Here is a 25,009-nt window from a genome sequence, read left to right as displayed (position 1 = left end):
TCCTTTCACTCCGCAGCCCTGAAGGTAATCGTAATGTCCGACGGGGTACGACCGTTAGAATCGGGCGGCAACGGGACCGACGCGCGGATCGCGTTGATCACGGCTTGATCCCACCCCGAATTCCCGCTGGAGCGGGAAACCGATGCGCTCAATACGTCACCGGACGGCGTGCACCGAATCTTGACGACGGTGGTCAGGCCTTCTCGCTCGCCGCTCCAGAAGATGTTCGGTTTGACGCGGCGGCGCACCTTGTCGGCATAGCCGGGCGTCGCGGCATTGCCGCCGGAACCCGTGCCCGTGCCGCTCTTCGCGAGGCCTTCGCCGCCGCCTTCGCCGCCGCCGGACAGGCCCTGCATCTGCGCGAGACGTGCGCTGCGCTCGCGGTCGAGCTTCGCGTTCGCCGCCGCAGTTGCCTTCGCATGCGCTGCGGCTTCGGCCTTCGCCTTGGCCTGCGCTTCCGCCTTTGCCTTCGCGGCCGCGTCGGCTTTCGCCTTCGCCGCCTGCTGCGCGTCGAGCTGCGCCTGCTTCTGGAGTTTCTGCTGTTCGAGCTTCTGCTGCTCGCGCTTTTGCTGTTCGGCGAGCTGCTGTTGCCGGAGCTTGTCGGCCTGCTTCTGCCTGTCGCGCTCCTCGGCCTTCTGCGCGGCGAGTGCGGCGGCCTGTTGCGCCGCGAGCTGCGCGCGCCGGGCGTCCTCTTCCTGCCGGGCCTTCAACTGCTGCGCGCGGCGCTGCTGCTCGAGCAGCGCTTCACGCGCCGCCGCTTCCTGCTGCCGCTTCTTCTGCTGCAGCGCGATGTCGGCCTGCTCGTCGCGCACCGGGGGAGGGGGCGGCTCGGCCTTCACGGGCGGCGTCACGACCGGCGGCACGACGGGCCGCGGCGCGGGGACGTCGGGCACTTCGGTCCACAGCTCGGCTTCGGAGCCGGCCGGCGTGCTGTTCTGCCATTGCACGCCGTGATAGAGGAACAGCGCGAGCAGCACGTGCATCAGCGCGGCGAGCGCGAATGCGCGCCAGGTGCCGCGCTCGCGGGGAGGCTGAGGCGGGTAGGCGGTGCTGCGGTTGGGTTGCTGCCGGTTCATTGCGATTTGACGAGGAGGCCGACGCGCTTGACGCCGCGCGCCTTCAGATCGGACATCACGGTCATGACTGCATCGTACTGCACGGTCTTGTCGGCCGCGATGACGACCGGCTGGTCGGGATGGTCGGCCTGCCGGGCCGCGATGAAGCTGTCGAGCTCGGCCTTCGTCATCGTGTCTTCCTGGGTCGCGCCCGAGTCGCCCTTGTACTTGACGCTCATCGTGCGGTCGGCCTTGATGTTGACGACGACGGGCGGCGTCTGCTCCTGCGGCGCGGCGTTGCCGACGGTCGGCAGGTTGATGATCGACGGGGCGACGAGCGGTGCGGTGACCATGAAGATCACGAGCAGCACCAGCATGACGTCGATGTACGGCACGACGTTGATGTCGGCCATTGCACGGCGCGAGCGGCCGCCGCGCATGCTGGATCGGATGGGGCTTCCTGCCATGGCGCGCTCCTTACTGGGCCTGACGCTGCAGGATGTTCGAGAACTCTTCGATGAAGGTCTCGAAGCGGATCGCGAGGCGGTCGATGTCGTGCGCGTAGCGGTTGTACGCGACCACCGCCGGAATGGCGGCGAACAGGCCGATCGCGGTGGCGACGAGCGCCTCGGCGATTCCCGGCGCGACGTTCGCGAGCGTCGCCTGCTGTACGTTCGCGAGGCCGCGGAACGAGTTCATGATCCCCCAGACCGTGCCGAACAGGCCGATGTACGGGCTGACCGAGCCGACCGACGCGAGGAACGCGAGGTTCGCTTCGAGCACGTCCATTTCACGCTGGAACGACGCGCGCATCGCGCGGCGCGCACCGTCGAGCACGAGGCCCGGATCGCTGATGCGCTTTTCCTTCGCCTTCAGGAATTCGCGCATCCCCGATTCGAAGATCCGCTCGAGCGCGCCGATCGTGTGGCGGTTGTTGGCCGCGCTCTGGTAGAGCGCCTGCAGGTCGCCGCCCGACCAGAAATCCTTCTCGAAGCGTTCGGTCTGCGCGCGTGCGCGGCGGATCGCGAACCACTTGCGGAAGATGAAGGTCCACGACATCAGCGACAGCAACAGCAGGAGTCCCATCACGGCCTGGGCCAGCACGCTCGCGTTGAGGACGAGGGAAATGATCGACAGGTCTTGAGAAGTGTTCATAGAGGTTTGAGTAACGTCCCTTCGGGGGTGCCCGGCAAGGGCGTCCGGTCTGCGTACGGCGCGGCGCGCCGGCCATGCCTGACGCCGAACCTTGCTTAGTATCGAATCAGAAAGGCAAGTTCATGGGCTTTGTCTAAACGGCGCTCAGACGCGCTGCGTTGACAATACGGTGTGCCCGGTGTCGACGGCGGGCCCGCGCTGCAGCGCGGCGAGCACGGCCGGCGGGATGGCCGCGGGCCGGATGCCGGTACGGTCGACGCAGCCGAGGCGGATGTGCCCGGCCACGAGCAGCGTGTCTCCGCACCAGGCTTCCTGCGACAGTTCCACCGACGCGCGGCCGATGCGTTCCGGCCGGTTCGTGATCGCCAGCGTGTCGTCGAGTCGCGCCGGCGCGCGGTAGTCGAGCGACGTGCTGCGGACGACGAAGATCGCGCCGGTATCGTCGGCGAGCCGACGCTGGTCGATGCCGCACGCGCGCAGCCATTCGGTGCGGGCGCGTTCGAAGAACTTCAGGTAGTTGGCATAGAAGACGATGCCGCCTGCGTCGGTATCCTCGTAGTACACGCGTACCGGCCAGATAAAGCCGGAGGGCGCGTCCGGGGAGCGGGTAGGCTGAGTCATGGCGCGCATTCTACCGGAAGGCCGAGGCCCGATTCGTAACCGATTCGTAACGGAATGTAGTACGCCGTAGCACAACGCGGGCCGGCCCGAGGCCGGGCCCGCGGGGCTTCAGCCGCGGTAGACGGTCGGGCCGCCGGGTGCCTGCGCGATCGGCATCAGCTCGATCGTGTTGACGTTGACGTGTGCCGGGCGGGTTGCGATCCAGTAGATGGTGTCGGCGATGTCCTCGGGCATGAGCGGCTGTACGTTGTGGTAGACGTTCGCTGCTTTTGCGTCGTCGCCGCGATAGCGGACGTTCGAGAACTCGGTGCCGCCGCACAGGCCGGGCTCGATGTCGGTGACGCGCAGCGGCGTGCCGAGCAGGTCGGCGCGCAGGTTCAGGCTGAATTGCCGGACGAATGCCTTGGTGGCGCCGTACACATTGCCGCCCGCATAAGGGTACGAACCCGCGACCGAGCCGAGGTTGAAGATATGGCCGCGGCCACGCTCGATCATGCCGGGCAGCAGCGCGTGCGTGACCGTGACGAGGCCCGCGCAGTTCGTGTCGATCATCGTGTGCCACTCGTCGAGGCTGGCCTTTTGGGCCGGCTCGACGCCGAGCGCGAGGCCGGCGTTGTTGACGAGCACGTCGAGCGCCGCGAACTCCGCGGGAAGGGCGGCCGGCACCGCCTCGACGGCTGCGCGGTCGCGCACGTCGAGCTCGAACGGCAGAAGGGAATCGCCGAGCTCGGCGGCGAGTGCGTCGAGACGATCCTTGCGGCGCGCGGTCGCGACGACGCGGTGGCCGCCCTTGACGAAGGCACGGGCGATGGCGGCGCCGAAGCCGGCGGACGCGCCTGTGACGAACACGATCATTGCTGCTCCTGGTCGATGACAAAATAGCGGGTGAGATCCCGCAAGCCTACTGAGATTGCCGCACCGCGGCAAGGCGTCACAGCGTTCCGGCACGGGCGCGTAGAGTCTGGCCCCAATTGCCTCCGGCGGCCTGCCGCGCGGTTGCCTATTCATGACGCATCCAATACACTAACGCGCTCATCACCCCTGCGTGACTGGCGATAAGAACCCTTCGGGTTCAAGGTGGAGCATCCCACCGTGAAGCGCGGGGCGCCGTTTTTGCCGTTCGCCTGGGCAGCCGTTGTGCGCCGTCGCGTGCATTGCCGGTGGCTGTCCTGCCTCGCGTCATACGGATCCTTCCGCCACGTCGAGCCGGTCCCGCCTGCAACGCCTCGTACTCGGCCACTCCGGTCAACCTGTACACACTTAACGGAAACCGTATGTTTGACAGAGCCCAAAGCACCATCGCGAACGTCGATCCCGAAATCTTCGCGGCGATCGAGCAGGAAAACCGCCGCCAGGAAGATCACATCGAGCTGATCGCGTCGGAAAACTACACGAGCCCGGCGGTGATGGCTGCGCAGGGCTCGCAGCTCACGAACAAGTACGCGGAAGGTTATCCGGGCAAGCGCTACTACGGCGGCTGCGAATACGTCGACGTCGTCGAGCAGCTGGCGATCGACCGCGTGAAGCAGCTGTTCGGCGCGGAAGCGGCGAACGTGCAGCCGAACTCGGGTTCGCAGGCGAACCAGGGCGTGTTCTTCGCGATGCTCAAGCCGGGCGACACGATCATGGGCATGAGCCTCGCGCACGGCGGTCACCTGACGCACGGCTCGCCGGTGAACATGTCGGGCAAGTGGTTCAACGTCGTGAGCTACGGCCTGAACGAGCAGGAAGACATCGATTACGAAGCGGCGGAGAAGCTGGCGCAGGAACACAAGCCGAAGCTGATCGTCGCGGGCGCGTCGGCGTTCGCGCTGAAGATCGACTTCGAACGACTGGCGAAGATCGCGAAGTCGGTGGGCGCATACCTGATGGTGGACATGGCGCACTACGCGGGCCTGATCGCGGCGGGCGTGTACCCGAACCCGGTGCCGCACGCGGATTTCGTGACGACGACGACGCACAAGAGCCTGCGCGGCCCGCGCGGCGGCGTGATCCTGATGAAGGCGGAATTCGAGAAGCCGATCAACTCGGCGATCTTCCCGGGGATCCAGGGCGGCCCGCTGATGCACGTGATCGCGGCGAAGGCGGTGGCGTTCAAGGAAGCGCTGTCGCCGGAGTTCAAGGCGTACCAGGAGAAGGTGGTCGAGAACGCGCGCGTGCTGGCCGAGACGCTGGTGAAGCGCGGTCTGCGGATCGTGTCGGGCCGCACGGAAAGCCACGTGATGCTGGTGGACCTGCGCGCGAAGAACATCACGGGCAAGGCGGCGGAAGCGGCGCTCGGCGCGGCGCACATCACGGTGAACAAGAACGCGATCCCGAACGATCCGGAAAAGCCGTTCGTGACGAGCGGCGTGCGGCTGGGTTCGCCGGCGATGACGACGCGCGGCTTCGGTCCGGCGGAAGCGGAGCAGGTGGGCAACCTGATCGCGGACGTGCTGGAGAACCCGGAAGATACGGCGACGATCGAGCGCGTGCGCGCACAGGTCGCCGAGCTGACCAAGCGTTTCCCGGTCTATCGCTGATCGACGATGCGCTGCCCGTTCTGCCGGCATGACGACACGCAGGTCGTTGACTCGCGCGTGTCCGAAGATGGCGCCGCGATTCGGCGGCGCCGTCGCTGCTCGGCTTGCGACAAGCGCTTCACGACGTACGAGCGGGTCGAGCTGTCCCTGCCGTTCGTCGTGAAGAAGGACGGCAGCCGCACCGAATTCGACCGTCGCAAGATCGTCGCCAGCATGCAACTCGCGCTGCGCAAGCGGCCGGTTGCCGCGGACGCGATCGACGCGGCGGTCGCCCGCATCGAATATCAGCTGCTCGCCACCGGCGAGCGTGAAGTGCGTAGCGAGAAGCTCGGCGAACTCGTGATGAACGAGTTGCGCGGCCTCGATACGATCGCCTATGTCCGCTTCGCATCGGTGTATCGCCGGTTCGAGGACGTTTCCGAATTTGCCGACGTGATCGAAGAGTTCCGTCGCGCTTCTCCCGCCAAGGCGCCGCGTAAGCGCTGACGCGCTGCGTCCGTTCATCGTTTTCTCCGCTGGTTCAGTTCGCGCCGATTGTGTCGGTCGCGGCCGCATGCCGCCAGTCGGCCGTTCGGCAAATGGCGTTCACTCGCACGCGTCGCTACCCTTTTCGCATCATGTTGGCGAAGGACGACTGCGATGCGGCTGCGCTCTCACCCCCTGAATGAAGTGGCTCGACGCCCGGGCGGGTTCACGCTCGTCGAGCTGATGGTCGCGATCTCGCTGGCCGCCGGGCTCGCGCTGTATGCGGCGCCCGCGTTCGACCAGTGGCGCATGCGCGAACGCGTGGATGCACGCTCGCGCGCGCTGCTCGGCGCGCTGTCGTTCGCGCGCACCGAGGCGGCGCGTCTCGGTACGCGCGTCACGCTGTGCCGGGCCGGGGCCGGCGGCACCTGTCTGCGGGCCGGTGAGCGGTGCGATCCGGCCGAATGGTCGTGCGACTGGATCGTCAGCGGGCAGGTCGACGGGCAGTCGCGCGTGCTGCGACGCTATCCGCGCGATGCCGAAGTGGCCGTCGCGGGGGCCGCGCACGATCTGGCGTTCGCGCCGCCGGTCGGTCAGGCCATCGGCGGGATCCGGCGTTTCGAACTGCGGCCGCGCCGTAGCGGGCCGGACGCAGACGACGCGCGCGTTTCCCGTTGCGTGCGGATCGCGGCAGGCGGTCGGGCGCGCGTCGTCGCCGGCCGTTGCGACGCGGCGTGATCGCGATGGGTAATTTCATGCGCGGCACGTCGCTGATCGAGGCGACGCTGGCCATCGCGCTGCTCGCAACCGTGATGCTGGCTGTGGCCGGCAGCCAGCTCACGATGGCGCGTGCGCAGCAGGCGACGATCTGGCGCGAACGAGCGCTGTGGCTGGCCGATGCGCGGATCGAGCGCTCGCACGCGGCCCCGGAGGCCGGCGACGGTCTCGCGGCGCTGGTGGCGGCGTCGTTGCCGGGCGGTGCGATCTCGCGTGCCGACGGGCCGGATGGCATTCGCTACGCAATTGTCGGCTGGCGGAGCGGCAATGCGGCTGCCGCGTCGCGATGCGACGAGGCACGCGTATCGGCGCGGCCGCCGGCGTGTGTCCGGGTGCCGTTCCGGGAGGCAGGCGCCGATGAACGCTGATCGCCGCGGCCAGCGCGCGCATACGCTGCTCGAAGTGTTGATTGCGATGACCATTGGCCTCCTCGTGCTCGCGGCCGCCGGTGCGCTGTACCACGCACAGCGTGTCGCGCAGCGGCGTGCGGAAGACGGGTTCCGGATGCGCGACGCGGCCGCCTCCGCACTGACGCTGATCGGCCAGCAGATCCAGATGGCAGGATTCCGGCCGCTCGATGCCGACGCGGGGGCGTCGTTGCCGCCCGTGTTCGGCTGTTCGATGGCGCGCGTGAAGGGCGATGGCGCACGGGTGCGGTGCGAACCCGCACGCGCAGCGTCGGATGCGTTGCTGATCCGGTATGTCGGCGATGCCGTGTCGACATGGCCCACCGTGAGCGGCCAGGTGTCGGATTGCCTCGGACAGGGCGTCGGCGTGCCTGGCGAACGTGCGCCGGTCGAGAACCGCTTCGATGTGCACGTCAGTCCGTCGACGGGCGAGCCCGAACTGTATTGCGAAGGAAACGGCCGTGCCGGCACGCCGCAGCCCGTCGTGTCGGGAATCGATCAAATGCGGGTGCGCTATCTTCGGCGCGGCGGCACGCAGTTCGTCGACGCCGATGCAATGCGCATCGACGATTGGCGTGAGGTCGTGGCCATACATGTCTGCGTGCGGGCGCGTGGCGAACCGATGCGCGAGCCGGCGCGGCATGCCGACTGCGGTGGCCGCGCTGTCGTCGCGCAGGACGGCCGCGCGCGTTTGACGCTCGATCGTATCGTCGCGTTGAGGAATTCCACGGCCGCGTTCGACGATACGTTGCGTGCCTCGACTCTGGCCGGTGAGGCGCCGCGATGAACGGAGCGGGGCGGTACAGGCCGGAGCGGCTGCGATGCGTCGCGACAGGCCACCCACAACGGGGCCTCGCGACAAGCGGCGTCAAGCCGAGGCAGTCCGCCGGGGCGGATGTCCCGACGACGCGCGGGCACGAGCAGCGCCTACACTTGCGGTCAACTGGTCGTGGCCGGCGTCGCGATGTGGGCCTTGCATTGCCTGCGGTGATCGCGGTCGGGGCAGCGGTTGCAGCGCTGACGGGCACATGGTTCGAAGCCGCGCTGACGGAATCGCGCCGCACGCGCGCCTTGTCCGATCGGCTGGTTGCATTCCACGCGGCCGATGCTGCGCTGGCGGCATGTACCGCACGATTGCGCGCGGGCTCGGCGCCTTACGTGAGCGAAGGCGAATCGTACGCGGAGCCGCAAGCCTGGCGGCGCATGCCGGCGCTGGCGGCCGCCGAAGCGTTCGCGCCGTTCGCCGGATGGCCGATGGCCGCGCAGCCGCCGCGGTGCCTGATCGAGGCGTGGCGTGGGGCGGGGCCGGTCGGCGCCCGCGCGTATCTCGTCACCGCGCGCGGTGTCGGCGCGCATGCGTCGAGCGCCGTCTGGCTGCAGCATCAGGTCGCGATCCTCGACGGGCATGTCGTCGCGTTGCGCTGGCGACACGTTGCGACGGTGTTTCGATGAGCGGCCGCGTTTTCGCACCCCGGTCGCCGGGTCTCACGCTGATCGAGCTGATGGTCGCGCTTGCGATCGTCGCGGTGCTGGCCGGATGGGGCATTCCGTCGTATCGCGAGCATGTCGCGCGCGTTCATCGCGCGTCGGCGGCGGCCGCGCTGTTCCAGGCATCCCAATATCTCGAAATGCTGGACGGCGCGCCGCCTTCGACGCTGCCCGATGCGCTCGCGCAGGCGCCGCCGGACGGGCGCGCGGTCTACCGGTTGACGCTCCGGCGACCGGACGGCGACGATTCGCCGGTGAGCTACGAACTGCAGGCCAGCCCGCTCGACACGGGGCCGATGCGCGACGATGCCTGCGGCGTGTTCACGCTGCGTTCCGACGGGACGAAAGGCAATGCGCGAAACGAGGGCGCCGATGCGTCTGGCGCAGCTTGCTGGGGCGTGCGTTGAGCTTGCACGGGCGGCGCGCGGCGGCACATGGCCGTGCGCACCGGATGGCGGCGGTCAGTCGTCGCGCGCGTCGAGCCCGCGCTCGTCACGGGATTGCTTCCAGATCCGGTAGACCTCCCATGCGGCGAAACCGAGCGTGCCCCATTTCAGCGCGGGCCCCGCGCTCGCGCGCAGCAGCGAGCGGACCGGTTTCGCGAGCACGAGCGATGCGAGCGAACTCAGCATCGGGTACTGGTTGACGAGCTGGCCGAGGTTTGTGTTCAGGTTTTTTGCGGACTGGCTGAACTTGCTGCCGGACAGGCCGGGGACGAACACCTTGAGCCAGCTGAAGCGCGTGACCGCCTGGCGCATTTCGCCGGCTGCCTCCGCGAGTTCGAGCCGCTCGACTTCGGATCGCAGGATCAGCAGTTCCTTGCGGAGCGCGCGGTGCTGCGACGCGCTCCAGTTCGATCGCGACGAATGGGAGCGGGGTGAATTGCCCGTGACGTTCTGGCTCATGGCGCGTCGGCGAAGTAGGTGGGTGGGATGAGCGCGACTGCGTTCACGGCTTGCCGCGGAACAGTTCGCGGTCTTTCTCGATTTCGGCGAGCGTCGCCTCGAACACGATCGGCGCATTGCGCAGGCGCGTGCGCGCTTTCAGTGCGCACGCGATACCGCCGGCGGCGTACAGCGCGGTGATGGCCGCGAGCGATTGCCAGCGGTAGGTATCCCAGAACGCGATTGCGACGAGCACGGTCAGGCTGATGAACGCCATCGTGGCGAGCATCATCGCGGCGAGCCCGAGGAACAGCACGCCCATCAGGCGCTCTTTTTCCTCGGCGAGCTCGATGCCCACCAGTTCGAGGCGCGTTTGCAGAAGTCCGATCGCGGAGCCGACGAGGCGGCGCAGCGGTCCGTGGCCGGACGGCTGCGAGGTGGTGTCTGTCGTCATGGGTGAGAGGCTTGCGCGTGCAGTGAGCGGCTAGGACAAAGCCGGCCGGCGGGAACCGCCGGCTGGCTTCGACGCCCGTCGGCCGCGATGCGGCCAACGGGACGTAACGGCGCAGAACGCGTTACTTGCGGTTGATCAGCAGGCCGATCAGCACGCCGACGCCGGCGGCGACGCCGATCGACGTCCACGGATGCTCGTGCACGTAATCGTCGGTCGCGCGTGCGGCCTTCTTGCCTTTCTCGACCACCACGACCTGGACGTCGGCTGCCTTTTCCTTGGCCTGCTTCAGGCGCGACATGGCCTTCTCGCGCAGCTCGGCCGCACGGTCGCCCGTGCTGCTCGCGGCTTGCTTGAGCAGGTCTTCGGCGTCCGAGAGAACGGTTTTGATATCCGACATCAGTTTCTCCTTGTTGATTTCCGACATTGCAACTCCCTTCGTGCTGTCATGCTGCAGGTTCACATCGTAGCGAAACCCCTGCCTGCTGGCGAGCCGGGAAGATACACGGGGACAGTGCAAGACTGCATGGTAAACGACTTGTAATCATCAACAGAGCGGCAAACGGGGTGAAAAGTTTCCCACCGGCGCGTCCGTCTTGCGTCGATGCCGGTCAAAAATGACAAAAAAGTATGAATATCAAACGGAATAATCGTTCGCACGAGCCATTGCTTCCCGTAAGCTGACAGACTTTCCCGCGCCGTCCGGCGCGCGGTTTCAACCAGCATCGTTCGAGGAGGGAACACCATGAGTCTGCGTCTTGGCGACATCGCACCGGATTTCGAGCAGGAATCGAGCCTGGGCCCGATCAAGTTTCACGAGTGGCTGGGCAACAGCTGGGGCGTGCTGTTCTCCCATCCGGCCGACTACACGCCGGTGTGCACGACCGAGCTCGGGCTGACCTCGAAGCTGAAGGGCGAATTCGAGAAGCGCAACGTGAAGGTGATCGCGCTGTCGGTCGACGGCGTCGAATCGCACAAGGGCTGGATCAACGACATCAACGACACGCAGTCGACGGTCGTCGGCTTCCCGATCATCGCCGACGCGGACCGCAAGGTTTCGCAGCTGTACGACATGATCCACCCGAACGCGAACGAAACGCTGACCGTGCGTTCGCTGTTCGTGATCGACCCGAACCGGAAGGTGCGGCTCATCATCACCTACCCGGCCAGCACGGGGCGCAACTTCGACGAAGTGCTGCGCGTGATCGACTCGCTGCAACTGACCGACAACTACAAGGTCGCGACGCCCGGCAACTGGAAGGATGGCGACGATGTCGTGATCGTGCCGTCGCTGCAGGACCCGGAAGAGCTGAAAAAGCGCTTCCCGAAGGGTTTCAACGCGGTGCGTCCGTATCTGCGCCTCACGCCGCAGCCGAACAAGTAAGCAGCGGCTGCGCGTGAGCGCGCTACCGGGCCGGCGGCCCGGGGCGCGCCTCCGAAGCAAAGCGGCCCGCCCGGCAGTGATGCCGGGCGGGCCGTGTCTTTTGCGCGTGCGCGGCGCGGTTGTCGGGCGCGCCGCGTGCCCGGACGATCAGAAGAACGCCTGGATCCCGGTTTGCGCGCGGCCGAGGATCAGCGCATGGATGTCGTGCGTGCCTTCGTACGTGTTGACCACTTCGAGGTTCACGAGGTGGCGGGCGACGCCGAATTCGTCGGAGATGCCGTTGCCGCCGAGCATGTCGCGCGCGAGCCGCGCGATGTCGAGCGCCTTGCCGCACGAGTTGCGTTTCATGATCGACGTGATCTCGACGGCCGCCGTGCCTTCGTCCTTCATCCGGCCGAGCCGCAGCACGCCTTGCAGGCCGAGCGTGATTTCGGTCTGCATGTCGGCGAGCTTCTTCTGGATCAGCTGGTTGGCGGCGAGCGGCCGGCCGAACTGGTGGCGGTCGAGCACGTACTGGCGCGCGGTGTGCCAGCAGGACTCCGCGGCGCCGAGCGCGCCCCACGCGATCCCGTAGCGGGCCGAGTTCAGGCAGGTGAACGGGCCGCGCAGGCCGCTGACGTTCGGCATCAGGTTCTCTTCCGGCACGAATACCTCGTCGAGGACGATCTCGCCGGTAATCGACGCGCGCAGCCCGACCTTGCCGTGGATCGCGGGCGCCGACAGGCCTTTCCAGCCCTTCTCGAGGATGAAGCCGCGGATCGTGTCCTTGCCGTGCTCTTCCAGCTTCGCCCACACGACGAACACGTCGGCGATCGGCGAGTTCGTGATCCACATCTTCGCGCCGGACAATGCGTAGCCGCCGGGCACCGGTTTCGCGCGCGTGACCATGCTGCCCGGATCGGAGCCGTGGTTCGGCTCGGTCAGCCCGAAGCAGCCGATCCATTCGCCGGTCGCGAGCTTCGGCAGGTATTTCTGTTTCTGCGCTTCCGAGCCGAATTCATGGATCGGCACCATCACGAGCGACGACTGCACGGACATCATCGACCGGTAGCCCGAATCGACGCGTTCGACTTCGCGCGCGATCAGCCCGTAGCTCACGTAATTGAGGCCGGGGCCGCCGTATTGCTCCGGAATCGTCGGGCCGAGCAGGCCGATTTCGCCCATTTCGCGGAAGATTTCGGCGTCGGTGCGCTCGTGGCGGAACGCCTCGGTAACGCGCGGCGCGAGTTTGTCCTGCGCGTAGGCCTGCGCGGCGTCACGCACCATCCGCTCTTCTTCGGTCAGTTGCTGGTCGAGCAGCAGCGGATCGTCCCAATGAAAAGTTGCAGCACTCATCGTCTCATCTCCTGTCGGCCCGAGTTGGCGCTTCAGCGCCTACTCGGGCCCCATGCTTCGCGGTCGGTGCCGAGTCGGCGCTCGTTCGGGTCTCATGCTTCGCGGTCGGCCCCTGATTCAACCAGGCCTCTGCCCAAGGTTTGCTTGACTGAAGTTCCGCTGTGCGGAACAATGTTTTGCAAATCGAGCCCAGTGTAGCATCAGATGACACTTTCAACCATCGACGAAACCACGATCGACGAACGCAAGTTCGTCGTCGCGCTCGCACGCGGGCTGGACCTGCTGCGCGCGTTCCGGCCCGGCGAGACGATGCTCGGCAATCGCGACTTCGCGGAGCGTACGGGGTTGCCGAAGGCGACCGTCAACCGGCTCGCCTACACGCTGACCGTGCTCGGCTACCTGCGCTACGACGAGATGCTCGGAAAGTATGCGCTCGACGCCGGCGTGCTTTCGCTCGGCTACGCGCTGCTGTCCGGCTCGGGAACGCTCGACCTCGCGCGGCCGCACATGCAGGCGCTCGCGCGCGAGATCGGCGCGGCCGTGTCGCTCGGCTGCCGCGACGGGCTCGACATGATCTATCTGGAGACGATCCGCAGCGAGACCGCGCTGACGCTCGGGCTTGCGCCCGGTTCGCGGCTGTCGATGCTGACGAGTTCGATGGGGCGCGCGTACCTGGCCGTCCAGCCGGAAGACGTACGCCTGGCGCTCTACGCCGAATTGCACCGCGCGGCTGGCGGCGCGGCGGACGCCGATGCGCTCGTCGACGCCGCGCGGCAGGCGGTGGCCGAATTCCCGGCGGGCGGCTGCTGCTATTCGTTCCGCGCGTGGCACATGGACGTGAACGCGGCGGCCGTGCCGTTTCGCGAGCCGCGCGAGGGGCGCTGGCTGATCCTGAGCTGCAGCGGCCCCGCATCGTCGATGGACGAGGCGGTCTTCCGTACGCAGGTCGGGCCGAAGCTGAAGGCGCTCGCGCAGCGGCTCGGGCAGACGGCCTGAGCCGTACCGCACGCGGTAACCGTTCCGTCGCCGATGCCGGCGATAGCGAACGGCGCTGCCGCTGTTCCTGAACATTGCGCCGCCCGTCGGCGCCTGGCGCCGAGCGCGCCTTCTCGTCACGCGGCCCGCTCCCGAAAAGCCGCACGGCGTCCGATGCCTGCACCCGGCGGCGCGGCACAAGTCGTGCGCGCGCGCCGTTTCCCTCCGTTCAGGCCGTCACGACCTTCGCGAACACCGGCCCCTGCATGAAGCGCACGTCGTACTGACGCAGCAACTCGCACTGCGTCTCGTCGACCACGCCGTCGAAGATCAGCGGAATGCGCACGCGCTGCGCATAGGCGACGAGCGCCTTGACCATCCCGTCGCGCAACGCGATGCCCGCATCCATCTTGATGTAGTCGGGGCGCGCCATGTCCGATTCGACCGCGAGGATGCGGCCCGGATCGGGCAGCTTGTCCGCGACCTTGAAGCCGTGATGCTGGTAGCTGCGCGTCAGGTAGCCGAGGAAGGTCTTGTGCGCGACCGCGACGGCCGGCAGCTCGATCACGATCCGCTCGGTCGGCAGCCCGAAACGCTGCAGCACCGACGAGAAATGCTTGCCGTGGTCGTATTTCACGCTCTTGAGCAGCCGTTCGTGTACGCGCAGGAACAGCAACCCGTGGCGCTGCGCGCCGAAGAAGTTGATCGCGTGCAGCGCGCGCGACAGACGGTCGATCGCGACGAGCGTCTGGTCGTCGACGGCCGAGTCGACCGGGTCGTGCGGGGTGCCCGTGACCAGCGTGACGGCCTGGAAGCCGAGCTCGTCGCCGTAGCGCTCGATCGCGTCGGCGAACGACGTCGATTGCGGCGCGCCGGGCATCGTCACGTCGTAGATCGGTTCGTAGGCGCTGCCGAGCGTGCGCTCCGGCAGATTCGCGCTCGCGGTGCCGCCTTCGGCGAGCGCGAGGTGATCCCGCAGATACGGCAGTTGCCCGGCACGGGCGACCAGCTCGGGAATGGTGGGCGGAATCATCGGCGTAAGAAGGAAAAACGGCGGCCGAACGGGCCGCCTCGTAGTTCGATATTAGCAGCGCGCGCCACGCTCGGCTTGGCGTTTCGCTCATATGGTTATCCCGTTTCCCGGCCGTCGCCTAGGGTTTACGTCGATTTCACTATTCGTAATTGGTTTTACTATTCGTAAATCCAGAGTTTGTCGCCGATCAAGAAATGCGGCGTTCGGGCGCCGTGCGACGGCGCCGTTCACGAATCAACAGGAAGCGAGGAGCGAGACGTGGCGGTTGACAGGAAAGGCGGACAGGCGCGCCGGCGGGCGACGGGCGGGATGACGGGCGCGCCGGCGAGCGCACGGCGGGGTTGAGGAGCGGATGGCGACCATGAGCATCGATTACCAGACGCTGAAGTTCGAGTACCGCCCGAGCGCGCAGGACGCGACCGTTCACCCGGTGGTGGTGGTCGGCGCGGGCCCGGTGGGCCTGTCGGCCGCGATCGACCTCGCGCAGCAGGGCGTGCCGGTTGTGCTGCTCGACGACGACGACACGCTGTCGACCGGCTCGCGCGCGATCTGCTTCGCGAAGCGGACGCTCGAGATCTTCGACCGGCTCGGCTGCGGCGAGCGTTTCGTTGACAAGGGCGTGAGCTGGCACGTCGGGAAGGTGTTCCTGCAGGACGAGCAGCTCTACGCGTTCGACCTGCTGCCCGAGGAGGGCCACGCGCGCCCCGCGTTCATCAACCTGCAGCAGTACTACGTCGAAGGCTATCTGGCCGAGCGCGCGTTCGAGCTGCCGAACATCGACATCCGCTGGAAGCACAAGGTGACGGGCGTCGAGCAGGCGGCCGGGCACGCGGTGCTGACGATCGAGACGCCGGATGGCGCGGCGACGCTGCGCGCGCGGTACGTGATCGCGGCCGACGGGTCGCGCAGCCCGATGCGCACGATGATGGGCCTCGAAAGCCAGGGCCGCACGTTCAAGGATCGCTTCCTGATCGCCGACGTGAAGATGAAGGCGGAGTTTCCGACGGAGCGCTGGTTCTGGTTCGATCCGCCGTTCCACCGCAACCAGTCGGTGCTGCTGCACCGCCAGCCCGACAACGTGTGGCGCATCGACTTCCAGCTCGGCTGGGACGCCGACCCGGTCGCCGAGAAGCAGCCGGAGCGCGTGATCCCGCGCGTGCGTGCGCTGCTCGGGCCGGATGTCGAGTTCGAACTCGAATGGGTGAGCGTCTACACGTTTCGCTGCCAGCGGATGGAGACGTTCCGGCACGGCCGCGTGCTGTTCGCGGGCGATTCCGCGCACGGCGTGTCGCCGTTCGGTGCGCGCGGCGCGAACAGCGGCGTGCAGGACGCCGACAACCTCGCCTGGAAACTGAAGCTCGTGCTCGACGGCAGCGCGGCCGACAGCCTGCTCGACACGTATGCCAGCGAGCGCGAGTTCGCGGCGGACGAGAACATCCGCAACTCGACGCGCTCGACCGACTTCATCACGCCGAAGAGCCCGGTGTCGCGCGTGTTCCGGGACGCGGCGCTGAAGCTTGCGCGCGACTGCGAGTTCGCGCGCAAGCTCGTGAACAGCGGCCGCCTGTCGGTGCCGGCGGTACTGGCCGATTCTCCGCTGAACACGCCGGATCGCGGCGGCGACGCCTTCACGGGCGCGATGCGGCCGGGCGCCGCGGCGGCCGATGCGCCGGTGCGCGCGCAGGGCGTGTCGCGCTGGCTGCTGCAGCATCTGAGCGGCGGCTTCACCGGCATGCTGTTCGGGTTGCCGGGCGACGCGGCCGCACTCGCGCGGGCGGTCGAAGGCCTTGCGCTGCCGGTGCTGCCGGTGCTCGTCGTGCCGGCCGGGCACGCGAGGCCGGTGGCCGGCGTCGACGTCGTGGAGGACGTCGACGGCCTCGCGGCGCAACGCTACGACGCGCAGCCCGGCACGTTCTACCTGTTGCGCCCCGACCAGCACGTCTGCGCCCGCACGCGCACGCTCGACCGTCAGGCGCTTGCCGACGCGCTGGCGCGCGCGACCGGCGCACGCTGAACCCGCATTTGCCACGACAACGACACCGGAGACTCCGTCATGCCCCCCCTCGATACCCGTCCGCGCCTGGCCGATCCGGACGCGTTCTACGAAGCGCTGATCGACATGCATCGCGACCTGTCCGACAGCGACAGCCAGCTCGTCAACGCGAAGCTGATCCTGCTGCTCGCGAACCAGATCGGCGACGCCGACGTGCTGCGTGAAGCGATGGCGCTCGCGCGGCAGGGCGTGACGCCGCCCGTGCACCCGGTCGCCGAGGCCGTGCAATGAGCGCGGTGCCGACCCATGCGCGCGTGCTCGAAGTCGAGGGCGTGATCGACGAGACCCGTCGCCCGGGCTTTCACTGGATGCTGCTGGTGCTGTGCGGGCTGTGCCTCGTGATCGACGGTTTCGATGCGCAGGCGATGGGCTATGTCGCGCCGAGCGTGATCGCCGAATGGGGAGTGCCGAAACAGGCGCTCGGCCCGGTGTTCAGCGCGAGCCTGTTCGGGATGCTGCTCGGCGCGCTCGGGCTGTCGGTGCTGGCCGACCGGATCGGTCGGCGCCCGGTGCTGATCGGCTCGACGCTGTTCTTCGCGGTGACGATGCTCGCGACGCCGTTCGCGGGCTCGATTCCCGCGCTGATGGCGCTGCGCTTCGTCACGGGCCTCGGCCTCGGCTGCATCATGCCGAACGCGATGGCGCTCGTCGGCGAGTTCAGCCCGGCCGCGCATCGCGTGAAGCGGATGATGTTCGTGTCGTGCGGCTTCACGCTCGGCGCCGCGCTTGGCGGTTTCATCAGCGCCGCGCTGATTCCGGCGCTCGGCTGGCGTTCGGTGTTCTTCGTGGGCGGCGCGGTGCCGCTCGTGCTCGCGATCGCGATGGCCGCGCGGCTGCCCGAGTCGCTGCAGTTCCTGGTGCTGCAAGGGCGCGTCGCGCAGGCGCGCGACTGGCTCGCGCGCTTTGCGCCGCAAGCCGGCATCGATGCGGACACGCGGCTCGTCGTGCGCGAGCGTGCCGCGACCGGCGCGCCGGTCGCCGAGCTGTTCAGCCACGGCCGCCTGCCGGTCACGCTGCTGCTGTGGGCGATCAGCTTCATGAACCTGATCGATCTGTACTTCCTGTCGAACTGGCTGCCGACCGTGATGCGCGACGCCGGCTATTCGCAGGGCACGGCCGTGATGGTCGGCACGGTGCTGCAGACGGGCGGCGTGATCGGCACGCTGTCGCTCGGCTGGTTCATCGAACGTTACGGCTTCGTGCGCGTGCTGTTCGCGTGCTTCGCGTGCGCGGCCGTGTCGGTGGGGCTGATCGGCTCGCTCGCGCATGCGCTGCCGTGGCTGCTGGTGGTCGTGTTCGCGGGCGGCTTCTGCGTGGTCGGCGGGCAGCCGGCGGTCAACGCGCTCGCGGGCCAGTATTACCCGACGTCGCTGCGCTCGACGGGCATCGGCTGGAGCCTCGGCATCGGCCGGATCGGCTCGGTGCTCGGGCCGCTCGTCGGCGGACAACTGATTGCGCTCAACTGGTCGAACGGTGCGCTGTTCCATGCGGCCGCCGTGCCCGTGCTGTGCTCGGCGCTGTTCGTCCTCGGCCTGGCGGGCGTGACCCGGCGTGGCGGCGCGCAGGCGCCGAACGCCGCCTGAATTGATGGAGAAAGGAAACGATGACGCTTGACCTGTCGAAACCGGCGACCGCCGGCTACCTGAGCGGATTCGCGAACGAATTCGCGACCGAGGCGCTGCCCGGCGCGCTGCCGCACGGCCGCAACTCGCCGCAGCGCGCACCGTACGGGCTGTATGCGGAGCAGCTGTCGGGCACCGCGTTTACCGCGCCGCGCGGCCACAACCGCCGCTCGTGGCTGTACCGCATCCGGCCGGCGGCCGTGCACCGGCCGTTCGAGCCGTATGCCGGCCCGCAGCGGCTCGTGTCGGAATTCGCCGACTCGGCCGACGTGCCGCCGACGCCGCCGAACCAGCTGCGCTGGGATCCGTTGCCGATGCCGGTCGAGCCGACCGATTTCGTCGACGGGATGGTGACGATGGCCGGCAACGGTTCGGCCGCCGCGATGAACGGCTGCGCGATCCACCTGTACGCGGCGAATCGCTCGATGCGGGACCGCTTCTTCTACAGCGCGGACGGCGAACTGCTGATCGTGCCGCAGCAGGGGCGGCTGTTCATTGCGACCGAATTCGGCCGGCTCGACGTCGAGCCGTTCGAGATCGCGGTGATCCCGCGCGGCGTGCGTTTCTCCGTCGCGCTGCCGGACGGCGATGCGCGCGGCTACCTCTGCGAGAACTTCGGTGCGCTGCTGCGCCTGCCGGATCTCGGCCCGATCGGCTCGAACGGTCTCGCGAACCCGCGCGACTTCCTGACGCCGCAGGCCGCGTACGAAGATCGCGAGGGCGCGTTCGAGCTGATCGCGAAGCTGAACGGCCGCCTGTGGCGCGCGGACATCGGCCATTCGCCGCTCGACGTCGTCGCGTGGCACGGCAACTACGCGCCGTACAAGTACGACCTGCGCCTGTTCAACACGATCGGCTCGATCAGCTACGACCATCCCGATCCGTCGATCTTCCTCGTCCTGCAGTCGCAGAGCGATTCGCCGGGCGTCGACACGATCGATTTCGTGATCTTCCCGCCGCGCTGGCTGGCGGCCGAGGATACGTTCCGCCCGCCATGGTTCCACCGCAACGTCGCGAGCGAATTCATGGGGCTCGTGCACGGCGCGTACGACGCGAAGGCCGAAGGCTTCGTGCCGGGCGGTGCGAGCCTGCACAACTGCATGTCGGGCCACGGGCCCGACGCGGACACGTTCGAGAAGGCGTCCGCGAGCGACACGACGAAGCCGCACAAGGTCGACGCGACGATGGCGTTCATGTTCGAGACCCGCACGCTGATCCGGCCGACGCGCTACGCGCTCGACACCGCGCAACTGCAGGCGGACTACTTCGAATGCTGGCAAGGCATCAGGAAGCACTTCAATCCGGAGCAACGTTGACGTCTCCGCCTCCCTGACGGGGGGCGATTCCCGCGGCTGGCGATGCACGTCCGCACCGGAGAATGTTCAACGCAGCGTCGGTATCGCGATCGTGCACGACACCACGGCCATTGCAGCACCACGCGCTCGTTCGCAATCCCGCGATACCTTTCGGCCGCGTCGTGCCGTCGTTCGACCCGTGCGACGAACAGGACCGGGTAGAAGCGCTTTCGCCGGCTTCCTCGAACGGGGTTCCGTGCGCGATCGCGTTGTAACGGAGCGGGTGAGCGCGTGTCGTTGCAGACGTACTTCACCGCACGGCTCTGCGCGTCAAGCAGTCCGTCGGACGACTTCACCCGGTAGCGACAGACGAGCATCGTACCGGCCAACTTAACGATGAAATGCGGCTGTCAAACAGCGGCATTCCCTTCCACCTCGCCGTCAAAGGCGGGGTTACTCGGAGCATTTGATGAGCGATACCCAAGACTGGCGCGCGACGCTCGACCCGGCCCGCAAGAGCTGGGTCGAGTCGGCGAACGATCCCGCCTGCGATTTCCCGATCCAGAACCTGCCGTTCGGCATCTTCAGCGATGCGACGCACGCGGCGCGTCGCGCGGGCGTGGCGCTCGGCGACCAGATCGTCGATCTGGCGGCGCTCGCGCGCGCGGGCCTCGTGACGCTGCCGGCCGGCGCCGATGCATTCGCCGCGCCGACGCTGAACGCATTCATCGCGCTGGGTCGCGATGCGTGGCGCAGCGTGCGCGTGCAACTGTCGGACCTGTTCTCGCGCGACGACGCACGGCTGCGCGACGATGCGGCGCTGCGCGCGCAGGTGCTGGTCGCGCAGCGCGACGCGACGCTGCATCTGCCGGTCGAGATTCCCGGCTACACCGATTTCTATTCGTCGAAGGAGCACGCGACCAACGTCGGCTCGATGTTCCGCGATCCGAAGAACGCGCTGCTGCCGAACTGGTCGGAGATGCCGATCGGCTATAACGGCCGCGCGTCGTCGGTGGTCGTGAGCGGCACGCCGGTGCGGCGCCCGAACGGGCAACTGAAGCTGCCCGACCAGGAGCGGCCGGTGTTCGGCGCGTGCCGCAAGCTCGACATCGAACTCGAGACGGGCTTCATCGTCGGCCGCGGCAACGCGCTCGGCGAGCCGATCGCGTGCGAGGACGCCGAGGCGCATATCTTCGGGATGGTGCTGCTGAACGACTGGAGCGCGCGCGACATCCAGCAGTGGGAATACGTGCCGCTCGGCCCGTTCAACGCGAAGACCTTCGCGACGACGATCTCGCCGTGGATCGTCACGCTCGACGCGCTCGAACCGTTCCGCACCGCGCAGCCCGAGCAGTCGCCGCAGCCGCTCGCGTACCTGCAGCACGCGGGCCGGCACGGGTTCGACATCGCGCTCGAAGTGACGCTGCGTGCCGAAGGCGCGGCCGAGGCGACGTCGATCAGCCGCACGAACTTCAAGCACATGTACTGGACCATGGCGCAGCAGCTCGCGCATCACACGGTCTCGGGCTGCAACACGCGGGTGGGCGACCTGATGGGTTCGGGCACGATCAGCGGGCCGACGAAGGATTCGTTCGGCAGCCTGCTCGAACTGACGTGGAACGGCAAGGAGCCGGTTGCGCTGACCGGCGGCGGCAGCCGCGCGTTCATCGAGGACGGCGACGAGCTTGCGCTCGCCGGATGGTGCCAGGGCGACGGCTATCGTGTCGGCTTCGGCACGTGCGTCGGCAAGATCCTGCCGGCGTTGAACGCGTAACGCGCCGCGCAGCACGCTGGTGAGCATGACGGCCCGCATCGCGCGGGCCGTCGTCATTTGTGCGGAGCGATCGGCATGAGGGTGACCGGGCGGCGCGCGTTCGCGCCGTCGTCACACCGCGCGCTGCAACGCGGCGCGCCGCTCCCACAGCGCGGCCGCGACGAATGCCGCGACGCAGGCGACCAGCACGCCGACCAGCGCGTGGCTGCCCAGTTGCTCCATCAGCGCGCCGGCGACCAGCGGGCCGCCGAAGCTCGCGGCGCTCCACGAGGCCGACACGAGCGAACTCGCGGTGACGAGCGCCGCCCCGCGGAAGCGTTCGCCGCACGCGACGAGCGACAGCGTGTAGATGCTGCCGGCCGCCGCGCCGAGCACGAACAGCAGGGGCCAGCACAGCCACGGGTTCGCGATCACGAACGGCAGCAGCGGCAGGCCGGCCAGCACGATCCAGCCGGCGCCGAGGTGCACGCGTTCGCGGCCGAGCTTGTCCGCGAGCCAGCCGATCGGGAACTGCATCGCGGTGTCGCCGAACAGCATGATCGACGCGAGCAGCACGGCCGTGGCGCTCGCGACGCCGTGATCCATCGCGTAGAGCGGCAGCAGCGACAGCGCGAGCGTGTCGAACAGCGCGAAGAAGCCGGTGCCGATGATCAGCGCGGGCATGCGCGGCAGCACGTCGAGCCAGCGGTCGTGCGCCTCGTGATGCGCGTCGTCGCCGGCGAGCGGCGCGCGCCGGATCGTCGCGAGCGTCGGCAGCGCGAGCAGGAACAGCGCGCCGCACAGCGCGAAGCGGATGTGCGTCGCACCGGCGATCTGGCTCACGAGCACCGGGCCCGCCATCTGGAACAGCGTGAAGTTGGTTGCATAGATCGCGACGACGCGGCCGCGCGTCGAATCGTCGGCGAGCTGGTTGACCCACGCCTCGCCGATCGTGAACAGCAGCATCAGCGCGGCGCCGCACAGCACGCGCAGCGCGCCCCACAGGATCAGGTTCGACGTGAACTGCATCAGCGCGGTGGCCGTCGCGAGCAGCACGACCGACACGACGATCGCGCGGCGCGAGCCGATGTGCCGCGCCAGCGCGGTGACGAACGGGACGATCGCCAGGCCGCCGAGGGCCTGCGCGGCCGTCAGCATGCCGACCACGTTGGTGCCGTGTCCGGCTTCGGTCAGCGCGAGCGCGGTGAGCGGCAGCGTGGCGCCGGTGCCGAGGCCGACGACCGCGACGCTCAGGATCAGCGCGAGGAAATCGCGATTGAGAATGGCTTTCATCGGCCGGGATGCTACACCGTGGACCTTGAAAGGTCCATGAAGGCCATCAGGTTCGCGTGGAGTTGTGCGCGCAACGAATCGACGGCCGTCGCATTACACGTATTCGCTCGGCGCAACCATCGGGCGCCGCTCGAGCGATGCCGACCACAGCGTGAGCGCCAGCGCCGCGACGGCCATCGCGACGCCGACCCACGGCAGGTTCACGAGCGGCACGCCCGAGCCGATCGCCATCCCGCCGAGCCATGCGCCGGTCGCGTTGCCGAGGTTGAACGCGCCCTGGTTCAGCGTCGATGCTAGGTTCGGTGCATCGCTCGCGCGATCGACGATCAGGATCTGCAGCGGCGGCACGATCGCGAACGCGAGGATGCCCCAGACGAAGATCGTCGCGAGTGCGGCGAACGGCGCGTGCATCGTGCCGGCGAACAGCGCGAGGACGAGGCCGATCAGCGCGAGCGTGGCGATCAGCGACGGCATCCGGCGCCAGTCGGCGAGCTTGCCGCCGAGCGTGCCGCCGACCGTCAGCCCGAGGCCGAACAGCAGCAGCACGTAGGTGACCTGGCGCGGCGAGAAGCCCGTCACGTCCTCGAGGATCGGCGTGATGTACGTGAACACGCTGAACAGGCTCGCGGAGGCGAGCACGCTGATGCCGAGCACCATCAGCACCTGCGGGTGTTTCAGCACGCTGAATTCGCGCGTGATGCTGGTGTCGGGCATCGCGAGATGCTTCGGCAGGCACACGGCGAGCGCGGCGGCCGCGGCGATGCCGATGCCGGTGACGGCCCAGAATGTCGCGCGCCAGCCGAACGCCTGGCCGAGCGCGGTGCCGAGCGGCACGCCGAGCACGTTCGCGAGCGTGAGGCCGGTGAACATCAGCGCGATCGCCTGTGCGCGGCGGTTCGGCGCGACGAGGTTGCTCGCGACCACCGAGCCGATTCCGAAGAACGCGCCGTGGCAGAACGCGGTGACGACGCGCGCGGCCATCAGCACCGCATAGTCCGGGGCGATCGCGCAGAGCAGGTTGCCGGCGATGAACAGCCCGATCAGGCCCATCAGCGCGCGCTTGCGCGGCATTTTCGCGGTGACGACCGCGAGGATCGGCGCGCCGATCGTCACGCCGAGCGCATAGCCCGACACGAGCATCCCGGCGGCCGGGATCGACACGCCGAGATCGCGCGCGACATTGGGCAGCAGCCCCATGATCACGAACTCGGTGGTACCGATTCCAAATGCGGCGACGGCGAGGGCGAAAAGAGGCAGGGGCATCGCGGTAGGCTCGGGAAAGGCTGTCGCCCGGGCCGGGCGCAGGATGCGCGGGACGGGCGGACGGTGAAGCGGACGACGGACGACAGCCGCGATTCTACTTCAGTGAAAACCCCTAAGCGCGGGGTCAAAACGGATGTTGCCGGCGTGCGACGCGGCCGCCGCAGCGATGCTCACAATGTGGGATTTGCCCGGCTATGCGGCCGGAAACCGGCCGCGGGCGGCGGCGGGGGCGGGCGTCAGACGGCGCGTTTCAATGGATCGCCGGCGTTTGCGGTCGATGCGCCTGCACCTGCCGTATCGGCGTCTGCCGGTACGTCGACAAGCGTCGATGGCCCGCTGGCGCTTGCGGTCGATGTACCTGCACCTGCCGTATCGGTGTCCGCCGGTACGTCGGCAGGCGTTGATGGCCCGCCGGCGCTTGCGGTCGATGTACCTGCACCTGCCGTATCGGCATCCGCCGGCGCGTCGGCAGGCGTCGATGGCCCGCCGGCGGCGTCGAGCGCGGCCGGATCGTCCCAGCCGTTCTCGTACAGGCACGCTTCGAGCGGCATGCGCGCGGCCCAGCGCTCCTCCTCGAGCATCGGCTTCGCATAGAACGCGTCGACGTGCCCGATGCACAGCACGGCGATCGGCTTCGCGCCGTCGGGCATGCGCAGCAGCGCGCGCAGCGCATCGACGTCGAACAGCGACACCCAGCCCATCCCGAGCCCTTCGGCGCGGGCTGCGAGCCACATGTTCTGGATCGCGCACGCGGCGGACGCGAGATCCATCTCCGGCAGCGTGCGGCGGCCGAACACGTGGCGCTCGCGGCCGTCCGCGAGCGCGACGACCAGCAGTTCGCCGGATTCGCGCACGCCTTCGACCTTCAGCCGCATGAATTCGTCCTGGCGCTCGCCGAGCGCGTGGGCGGTCGCGCGGCGCTCGGCCTCGACCAGCGCATGGATCGCGGTGCGCAGCGCGGGATCGGTGATGCGGATGAAGCGCCACGGCTGCATGAAGCCGACGCTCGGCGCGTGATGCGCCGCGCGCAGCAATCGCGCGAGCGCGGCCGGATCGACGGGCGCCGGCGTGAAGTGGCGCATGTCGCGCCGTTCGAAAATGGCGCGATAGACGGCGGCGATGTCGGAGTCGTCGAAACGCATGGGCGGCACGGGCAGGGGAGAACGTCGGCGCAACGA

General features: G+C 68.4%; 26 protein-coding genes, 2 pseudogenes and 1 riboswitch. Of the genes and pseudogenes, 14 read left to right on the top strand and 14 right to left on the bottom strand.

Features of this window, described 5'->3' with window-relative positions; genetic code table 11:
- Positions 1-5: 5 nt before the first annotated feature.
- From tolA to GQ57_RS06710, 5 genes are all read right to left on the bottom strand, one after another.
- Entirely contained in the window at positions 6-1,076 is a 1,071-nt protein-coding gene (gene tolA, locus GQ57_RS06730) for a cell envelope integrity protein TolA (RefSeq protein WP_031399576.1), read from the bottom strand.
- On the bottom strand, positions 1,073-1,522 hold the full coding sequence (gene tolR / locus GQ57_RS06725) for a protein TolR (RefSeq protein ID WP_031399575.1): 450 nt from the start codon (positions 1,520-1,522) through the stop codon (positions 1,073-1,075). The genes tolA and tolR overlap by 4 nt, the downstream gene beginning before the upstream one ends.
- Before the next feature lie 10 nt (positions 1,523-1,532).
- Positions 1,533-2,210 (bottom strand): protein TolQ, encoded by a 678-nt coding sequence (gene tolQ, locus GQ57_RS06720; protein WP_021157170.1) that lies wholly within the window; start codon positions 2,208-2,210, stop codon positions 1,533-1,535.
- A 144-nt stretch (positions 2,211-2,354) separates the two neighbouring features.
- Positions 2,355-2,840, bottom strand: a complete 486-nt coding sequence (gene ybgC, locus GQ57_RS06715; RefSeq protein ID WP_031399574.1) for a tol-pal system-associated acyl-CoA thioesterase — start codon at positions 2,838-2,840, stop codon at positions 2,355-2,357.
- Positions 2,841-2,939: 99 nt separating this feature from the next.
- Positions 2,940-3,686 carry an SDR family NAD(P)-dependent oxidoreductase gene (locus GQ57_RS06710; protein WP_034197452.1) on the bottom strand — a complete coding sequence of 249 codons (747 nt, stop codon included), beginning with the start codon at positions 3,684-3,686 and terminating at the stop codon, positions 2,940-2,942.
- Between the two features lie 180 nt (positions 3,687-3,866).
- Positions 3,867-3,968, top strand: a riboswitch (ZMP/ZTP riboswitch).
- Positions 3,969-4,105: 137 nt separating this feature from the next.
- Here GQ57_RS06710 and glyA point away from each other — a divergent pair.
- The 7 genes from glyA to GQ57_RS06675 all read left to right on the top strand — a co-directional run bounded on the left by glyA (position 4,106) and on the right by GQ57_RS06675 (position 8,897).
- Positions 4,106-5,353: a serine hydroxymethyltransferase gene (glyA, locus tag GQ57_RS06705; protein ID WP_031399572.1), complete on the top strand. Its 1,248-nt coding sequence runs from the start codon at positions 4,106-4,108 to the stop codon at positions 5,351-5,353.
- A gap of 6 nt (positions 5,354-5,359) precedes the next feature.
- Positions 5,360-5,839: a transcriptional regulator NrdR gene (nrdR, locus tag GQ57_RS06700; protein WP_031399571.1), complete on the top strand. Its 480-nt coding sequence runs from the start codon at positions 5,360-5,362 to the stop codon at positions 5,837-5,839.
- Between the two features lie 153 nt (positions 5,840-5,992).
- Positions 5,993-6,556: a GspH/FimT family pseudopilin gene (locus GQ57_RS06695; protein WP_034197451.1), complete on the top strand. Its 564-nt coding sequence runs from the start codon at positions 5,993-5,995 to the stop codon at positions 6,554-6,556.
- A gap of 5 nt (positions 6,557-6,561) precedes the next feature.
- Positions 6,562-6,963, top strand: coding sequence for a type IV pilus modification PilV family protein (locus GQ57_RS06690; protein ID WP_235215031.1), 402 nt, complete (start codon positions 6,562-6,564; stop codon positions 6,961-6,963).
- Positions 6,953-7,789, top strand: a complete 837-nt coding sequence (locus GQ57_RS06685) for a PilW family protein (protein WP_034197450.1) — start codon at positions 6,953-6,955, stop codon at positions 7,787-7,789. The genes GQ57_RS06690 and GQ57_RS06685 overlap by 11 nt, the downstream gene beginning before the upstream one ends.
- A 203-nt stretch (positions 7,790-7,992) precedes the next feature.
- Positions 7,993-8,454, top strand: a complete 462-nt coding sequence (locus GQ57_RS06680; protein ID WP_031399567.1) for a pilus assembly protein — start codon at positions 7,993-7,995, stop codon at positions 8,452-8,454.
- Entirely contained in the window at positions 8,451-8,897 is a 447-nt protein-coding gene (locus tag GQ57_RS06675; RefSeq protein WP_034197449.1) for a type IV pilin protein, read from the top strand. The genes GQ57_RS06680 and GQ57_RS06675 overlap by 4 nt, the downstream gene beginning before the upstream one ends.
- A gap of 54 nt (positions 8,898-8,951) precedes the next feature.
- Here the strand turns inward: GQ57_RS06675 and GQ57_RS06670 are convergent, their stop codons facing one another.
- The 3 genes from GQ57_RS06670 to GQ57_RS06660 all read right to left on the bottom strand — a co-directional run bounded on the left by GQ57_RS06670 (position 8,952) and on the right by GQ57_RS06660 (position 10,252).
- Positions 8,952-9,395: a DUF3318 domain-containing protein gene (locus GQ57_RS06670; protein ID WP_031399565.1), complete on the bottom strand. Its 444-nt coding sequence runs from the start codon at positions 9,393-9,395 to the stop codon at positions 8,952-8,954.
- Between the two features lie 43 nt (positions 9,396-9,438).
- On the bottom strand, positions 9,439-9,828 hold the full coding sequence (locus GQ57_RS06665; protein WP_031399564.1) for a phage holin family protein: 390 nt from the start codon (positions 9,826-9,828) through the stop codon (positions 9,439-9,441).
- A gap of 121 nt (positions 9,829-9,949) precedes the next feature.
- On the bottom strand, positions 9,950-10,252 hold the full coding sequence (locus tag GQ57_RS06660; RefSeq protein WP_006494044.1) for a DUF883 family protein: 303 nt from the start codon (positions 10,250-10,252) through the stop codon (positions 9,950-9,952).
- Positions 10,253-10,570: 318 nt separating this feature from the next.
- Between GQ57_RS06660 and GQ57_RS06655 the strand changes: the two genes are divergently transcribed.
- Positions 10,571-11,209 (top strand): peroxiredoxin, encoded by a 639-nt coding sequence (locus GQ57_RS06655; RefSeq protein WP_034197448.1) that lies wholly within the window; start codon positions 10,571-10,573, stop codon positions 11,207-11,209.
- A 147-nt stretch (positions 11,210-11,356) separates the two neighbouring features.
- Here the strand turns inward: GQ57_RS06655 and GQ57_RS06650 are convergent, their stop codons facing one another.
- Positions 11,357-12,544 (bottom strand): acyl-CoA dehydrogenase, encoded by a 1,188-nt coding sequence (locus GQ57_RS06650; RefSeq protein WP_031399562.1) that lies wholly within the window; start codon positions 12,542-12,544, stop codon positions 11,357-11,359.
- A 204-nt stretch (positions 12,545-12,748) separates the two neighbouring features.
- On the opposite strand from GQ57_RS06650, the gene GQ57_RS06645 reads away from it, so the two are divergent.
- Complete coding sequence (locus tag GQ57_RS06645; RefSeq protein ID WP_034197447.1) at positions 12,749-13,540, top strand: IclR family transcriptional regulator; 792 nt, start codon at positions 12,749-12,751, stop codon at positions 13,538-13,540.
- Positions 13,541-13,748: 208 nt separating this feature from the next.
- Here GQ57_RS06645 and GQ57_RS06640 read toward each other — a convergent pair whose 3' ends face one another.
- Positions 13,749-14,552, bottom strand: coding sequence for an EAL domain-containing protein (locus tag GQ57_RS06640; protein WP_031399560.1), 804 nt, complete (start codon positions 14,550-14,552; stop codon positions 13,749-13,751).
- Between the two features lie 352 nt (positions 14,553-14,904).
- Here GQ57_RS06640 and GQ57_RS06635 point away from each other — a divergent pair, with 352 nt between their 5' ends.
- The 4 genes from GQ57_RS06635 to hmgA are packed head-to-tail and all read left to right on the top strand — an operon-like array spanning position 14,905 to position 19,543.
- A complete protein-coding gene (locus GQ57_RS06635) occupies positions 14,905-16,566 on the top strand; it encodes an FAD-dependent oxidoreductase (protein WP_034197446.1) in 1,662 nt (553 codons plus the stop codon).
- Between the two features lie 39 nt (positions 16,567-16,605).
- Positions 16,606-16,836: a DUF2783 domain-containing protein gene (locus GQ57_RS06630; protein WP_031399558.1), complete on the top strand. Its 231-nt coding sequence runs from the start codon at positions 16,606-16,608 to the stop codon at positions 16,834-16,836.
- On the top strand, positions 16,833-18,188 hold the full coding sequence (locus GQ57_RS06625; protein ID WP_034197445.1) for an MFS transporter: 1,356 nt from the start codon (positions 16,833-16,835) through the stop codon (positions 18,186-18,188). Before GQ57_RS06630 ends, GQ57_RS06625 begins: the two co-directional genes overlap by 4 nt.
- Before the next feature lie 20 nt (positions 18,189-18,208).
- The gene (hmgA, locus tag GQ57_RS06620) at positions 18,209-19,543 is read left to right on the top strand and encodes a homogentisate 1,2-dioxygenase (protein WP_034197444.1); all 1,335 of its coding nucleotides are present in this window, start codon (positions 18,209-18,211) and stop codon (positions 19,541-19,543) included.
- Here the strand turns inward: hmgA and GQ57_RS38980 are convergent.
- Positions 19,524-19,802, bottom strand: a pseudogene (locus tag GQ57_RS38980) (zinc ribbon domain-containing protein); the annotation flags it as partial. The gene hmgA and the pseudogene GQ57_RS38980 overlap by 20 nt on opposite strands.
- A 189-nt stretch (positions 19,803-19,991) precedes the next feature.
- On the opposite strand from GQ57_RS38980, the gene fahA reads away from it, so the two are divergent.
- Entirely contained in the window at positions 19,992-21,296 is a 1,305-nt protein-coding gene (fahA, locus tag GQ57_RS06615) for a fumarylacetoacetase (RefSeq protein WP_034197495.1), read from the top strand.
- A gap of 111 nt (positions 21,297-21,407) precedes the next feature.
- Here the strand turns inward: fahA and GQ57_RS06610 are convergent, their stop codons facing one another.
- The 3 genes and pseudogenes from GQ57_RS06610 to bluB all read right to left on the bottom strand — a co-directional run.
- On the bottom strand, positions 21,408-22,568 hold the full coding sequence (locus GQ57_RS06610) for an MFS transporter (protein ID WP_034197443.1): 1,161 nt from the start codon (positions 22,566-22,568) through the stop codon (positions 21,408-21,410).
- 93 nt (positions 22,569-22,661) lie between these two features.
- Positions 22,662-23,831, bottom strand: a complete 1,170-nt coding sequence (locus tag GQ57_RS06605) for an MFS transporter (protein ID WP_034197442.1) — start codon at positions 23,829-23,831, stop codon at positions 22,662-22,664.
- Positions 23,832-24,333: 502 nt separating this feature from the next.
- Positions 24,334-24,973 (bottom strand): annotated as a pseudogene (bluB, locus tag GQ57_RS06600) (5,6-dimethylbenzimidazole synthase); the annotation flags it as partial.
- Positions 24,974-25,009: the final 36 nt, after the last annotated feature.

Origin of the sequence: Burkholderia sp. MSh2 (assembly GCF_000731655.1) — a bacterium.
Taxonomy (GTDB): Bacteria; Pseudomonadota; Gammaproteobacteria; order Burkholderiales; family Burkholderiaceae; genus Burkholderia; species Burkholderia paludis.
This window is presented reverse-complemented; position numbering and strand designations above follow the sequence as displayed.

What these genes read in the sequence shown, in the direction of transcription:
- GQ57_RS06650 (WP_031399562.1), bottom strand. Translation starts at nt 12,544, where the DNA reads ATGAGTGCTGCAACTTTTCATTGGGACGATCCGCTGCTGCTCGACCAG.
- tolR (WP_031399575.1), bottom strand. Translation starts at nt 1,522, where the DNA reads ATGGCAGGAAGCCCCATCCGATCCAGCATGCGCGGCGGCCGCTCGCGC.
- GQ57_RS06710 (WP_034197452.1), bottom strand. Translation starts at nt 3,686, where the DNA reads ATGATCGTGTTCGTCACAGGCGCGTCCGCCGGCTTCGGCGCCGCCATC.
- GQ57_RS06685 (WP_034197450.1), top strand. Translation starts at nt 6,953, where the DNA reads ATGAACGCTGATCGCCGCGGCCAGCGCGCGCATACGCTGCTCGAAGTG.
- GQ57_RS06625 (WP_034197445.1), top strand. Translation starts at nt 16,833, where the DNA reads ATGAGCGCGGTGCCGACCCATGCGCGCGTGCTCGAAGTCGAGGGCGTG.
- fahA (WP_034197495.1), top strand. Translation starts at nt 19,992, where the DNA reads ATGAGCGATACCCAAGACTGGCGCGCGACGCTCGACCCGGCCCGCAAG.
- GQ57_RS06655 (WP_034197448.1), top strand. Translation starts at nt 10,571, where the DNA reads ATGAGTCTGCGTCTTGGCGACATCGCACCGGATTTCGAGCAGGAATCG.
- glyA (WP_031399572.1), top strand. Translation starts at nt 4,106, where the DNA reads ATGTTTGACAGAGCCCAAAGCACCATCGCGAACGTCGATCCCGAAATC.
- GQ57_RS06695 (WP_034197451.1), top strand. Translation starts at nt 5,993, where the DNA reads ATGCGGCTGCGCTCTCACCCCCTGAATGAAGTGGCTCGACGCCCGGGC.
- GQ57_RS06645 (WP_034197447.1), top strand. Translation starts at nt 12,749, where the DNA reads ATGACACTTTCAACCATCGACGAAACCACGATCGACGAACGCAAGTTC.
- GQ57_RS06605 (WP_034197442.1), bottom strand. Translation starts at nt 23,831, where the DNA reads ATGCCCCTGCCTCTTTTCGCCCTCGCCGTCGCCGCATTTGGAATCGGT.
- GQ57_RS06660 (WP_006494044.1), bottom strand. Translation starts at nt 10,252, where the DNA reads ATGTCGGAAATCAACAAGGAGAAACTGATGTCGGATATCAAAACCGTT.
- GQ57_RS06670 (WP_031399565.1), bottom strand. Translation starts at nt 9,395, where the DNA reads ATGAGCCAGAACGTCACGGGCAATTCACCCCGCTCCCATTCGTCGCGA.
- tolA (WP_031399576.1), bottom strand. Translation starts at nt 1,076, where the DNA reads ATGAACCGGCAGCAACCCAACCGCAGCACCGCCTACCCGCCTCAGCCT.
- GQ57_RS06630 (WP_031399558.1), top strand. Translation starts at nt 16,606, where the DNA reads ATGCCCCCCCTCGATACCCGTCCGCGCCTGGCCGATCCGGACGCGTTC.
- ybgC (WP_031399574.1), bottom strand. Translation starts at nt 2,840, where the DNA reads ATGCGCGCCATGACTCAGCCTACCCGCTCCCCGGACGCGCCCTCCGGC.
- tolQ (WP_021157170.1), bottom strand. Translation starts at nt 2,210, where the DNA reads ATGAACACTTCTCAAGACCTGTCGATCATTTCCCTCGTCCTCAACGCG.
- nrdR (WP_031399571.1), top strand. Translation starts at nt 5,360, where the DNA reads ATGCGCTGCCCGTTCTGCCGGCATGACGACACGCAGGTCGTTGACTCG.
- hmgA (WP_034197444.1), top strand. Translation starts at nt 18,209, where the DNA reads ATGACGCTTGACCTGTCGAAACCGGCGACCGCCGGCTACCTGAGCGGA.
- GQ57_RS06635 (WP_034197446.1), top strand. Translation starts at nt 14,905, where the DNA reads ATGGCGACCATGAGCATCGATTACCAGACGCTGAAGTTCGAGTACCGC.
- GQ57_RS06690 (WP_235215031.1), top strand. Translation starts at nt 6,562, where the DNA reads ATGGGTAATTTCATGCGCGGCACGTCGCTGATCGAGGCGACGCTGGCC.
- GQ57_RS06640 (WP_031399560.1), bottom strand. Translation starts at nt 14,552, where the DNA reads ATGATTCCGCCCACCATTCCCGAGCTGGTCGCCCGTGCCGGGCAACTG.
- GQ57_RS06675 (WP_034197449.1), top strand. Translation starts at nt 8,451, where the DNA reads ATGAGCGGCCGCGTTTTCGCACCCCGGTCGCCGGGTCTCACGCTGATC.
- GQ57_RS06665 (WP_031399564.1), bottom strand. Translation starts at nt 9,828, where the DNA reads ATGACGACAGACACCACCTCGCAGCCGTCCGGCCACGGACCGCTGCGC.
- GQ57_RS06610 (WP_034197443.1), bottom strand. Translation starts at nt 22,568, where the DNA reads ATGAAAGCCATTCTCAATCGCGATTTCCTCGCGCTGATCCTGAGCGTC.